This is a genomic window from Calothrix sp. CBUCES-K 9914 (genome assembly GCF_059640475.1).
The window spans coordinates 1-2324 of record NZ_JBXXZH010000506.1; the positions used below are offsets into that span (position 1 = coordinate 1).

Annotated in this window: 3 protein-coding genes; 1 reads left to right on the forward strand and 2 read right to left on the reverse strand. The window is 36.8% G+C overall.

The features are described from left to right. On the reverse strand, positions 1-495 hold a 495-nt coding region (locus AC2JBO_RS44545), incomplete at its 3' end, for a creatininase family protein (RefSeq protein WP_496960019.1). Positions 496-639: 144 nt separating this feature from the next. Then, on the reverse strand, positions 640-996 hold the full coding sequence (locus AC2JBO_RS44550) for a Mo-dependent nitrogenase C-terminal domain-containing protein (RefSeq protein WP_496960017.1): 357 nt from the start codon (positions 994-996) through the stop codon (positions 640-642). Between the two features lie 767 nt (positions 997-1763). On the opposite strand from AC2JBO_RS44550, the gene AC2JBO_RS44555 reads away from it, so the two are divergent. After that, the coding region (locus tag AC2JBO_RS44555; RefSeq protein WP_496960018.1) for an FAD-dependent oxidoreductase at positions 1764-2324 on the forward strand (561 nt) is incomplete at its 3' end.

Consider the following 2324-nt stretch of genomic DNA (forward strand, 5'->3'; position numbering starts at 1 on the left):
ACCTTCTTGATCCCCGTATAATTCGTGCGCTAATTTCAAAACCTCGCGACACATGAACCAGTTAGCCACTTGGCACTGAACCAAACTGGCATCAAGTATCTGTAATTCTTCTAAATAAACGTAAGTCTCTGAAAATGCCGCTTTCAACGTGGCGATATTGCCACCATGCCCATTAATAAAATAAAACTTGCGAAAACCAGCTTTTACCAAACAGGTTACGTAATCGCGTATCACTTGAATTATTGTACTTGGACGCAGGCTAATTGTACCTGGAAAAGCAGTGTGATGTAGTGCCATACCAACATTAATTGTCGGCGCCACTAAAGCGTGAGTTGCTTCACCAACACCCTTAGATACGGCTTCAGCACATATTGCATCGGTGCCAATTAATCCTGTCGGTCCATGCTGTTCAGTAGAACCTATCGGCAAGATAATACCTTGTGACTGCTGTAAATAAGCTTCCACTTCTTGCCATGTACTTAAATGTAGCAACATTAGTTTCGGCGCCTCGTGAGGATTGCTGTTGAGAATCTCTATCACGATTATGCACACTATTTGCAATTTATGCGGAGAGGAGCAGAGTATTCGTAGAATCTTTTTTATCGTCTGACTAGTTTAATATTGAACTTAATATTGAACTTAGCAGTAGGCCTGAATATCCTCACCACACTTGTCAACTAAATAGCATAAAGCACGGAAACGCAAACCAACAAACTGGTCATACAATGGATTTAACTTGCACATTGGCGGAATATGAGCTATCTTACGACCAAAAAGGGTAATGTCGCGCTCAAAAGGACACTGTGCAGGAATTAATTTAGCAATAAGTTTAGCAAATTCGCGGTTTTCGATTTCTAATGAATCGAGTTTATTACGTAGCGGTTGCAACCAATCAATTTTCTTTTTCGCGAATAATTCTTTATTAACTCGTTGCTGTGCTGTAACACCATCGATAAATGCAGGAAGAATAATGTGGCTTTCGTTAGTTGTAATCATAGTAGCAAGCTTTCTCCTGGTCTTAGTTTACATCGTATCAATCCACGCATTTAGATTCTAGTTACTTTCAATATCTGTTTTGTGTATAGCAGATTATATAAGACTCAACACAAAGCAAAGTGAATATATAGAATTCATGCCAAACTTGTGAATTAACAGTAATTTAATATGAGTTTCAGGACTTGAACTGTCCTGCTCAATACAAAATAACAAAAAAACTCTAGAAATGTCATTAGTTAAATTATTTATTACTGATATATCCCATAGTTTTGTCATATCTCAAGTTTAGCCACGCTGTTAGAAAACCAACAATATCTTACGGTAGTATTTACCTCACTAAAAGAGCCGTATTTCTCATCCTTCAGGCATATTCTGCCAACAGAGTTTATTTGATAGCCTTAGATATATGTGATAAATATTCAGATAAAATGTATCGCCAGTTACATTTATTAACAATTTAGATTAACTAATACTAGGTCTGAGGAAAAAGAAATAACTGTAAGTAAATATAGTTATTTACCATCTTTATCAAAGGGTTAAACTGAACAATATAAAATTAATTTATCAATTCGGTAAAATAAACTGCTTCTTTTGGTAGATGTGTCAACAGTCTTCATCTCAAAGATAGAACTAGTCGGAAAATGCTGTAACGAATGTAACGAATAAACTTATTTTGGATAGAAAAGTGTAAATCTTGCTGCTGCCCTCGTAAACTTTAAGTTAGTGGCGCCTTAAAATATATTTGTAAACATTAAAAACGTAGATTCATGCGAGATATGCAACAAGATGTGCAAGTCAAGAAAATAGCTATTATTGGAGCAGGTCTTGGTGGTTTAGCTTGTGCTATTGCCTTGGGAAAACTTGGTTACGACGTGCAAGTGTACGAAAAAGCTCAAGATTTTCGCCCAGTTGGAGCAGGTCTTGGTTTGCTGCCCAATGGTTTAAGATGCCTTGATTCAATTGAACCTGGAATCGTATCCTTGATTAAGAGTTCCGCATGTGAAGTTAACCAAAGTGTTTTAAAAAACAATCAAGGTGAAACAATAAGAACAAGCAAAGGCAGTATATACCAGGATAAATACGGTTTTCCTTTGATAACTGTTTGGTGGTGGCATTTACAGCAAATACTCGCATCGAAAATTCCAAGTAATAATATCCACCTCAATCATCGCTGTATTGACTTTACACAAGATAATCACGGTGTAGATATATACTTTAATGATGATAAAAAAGCGCATGCCGATTTGTTGATAGGAGCGGACGGTATAAACTCTGCTGTTAGGGAAACTCTTTTTAGGGAAGGCAAGCCTCGCTACTTAGGTGATATG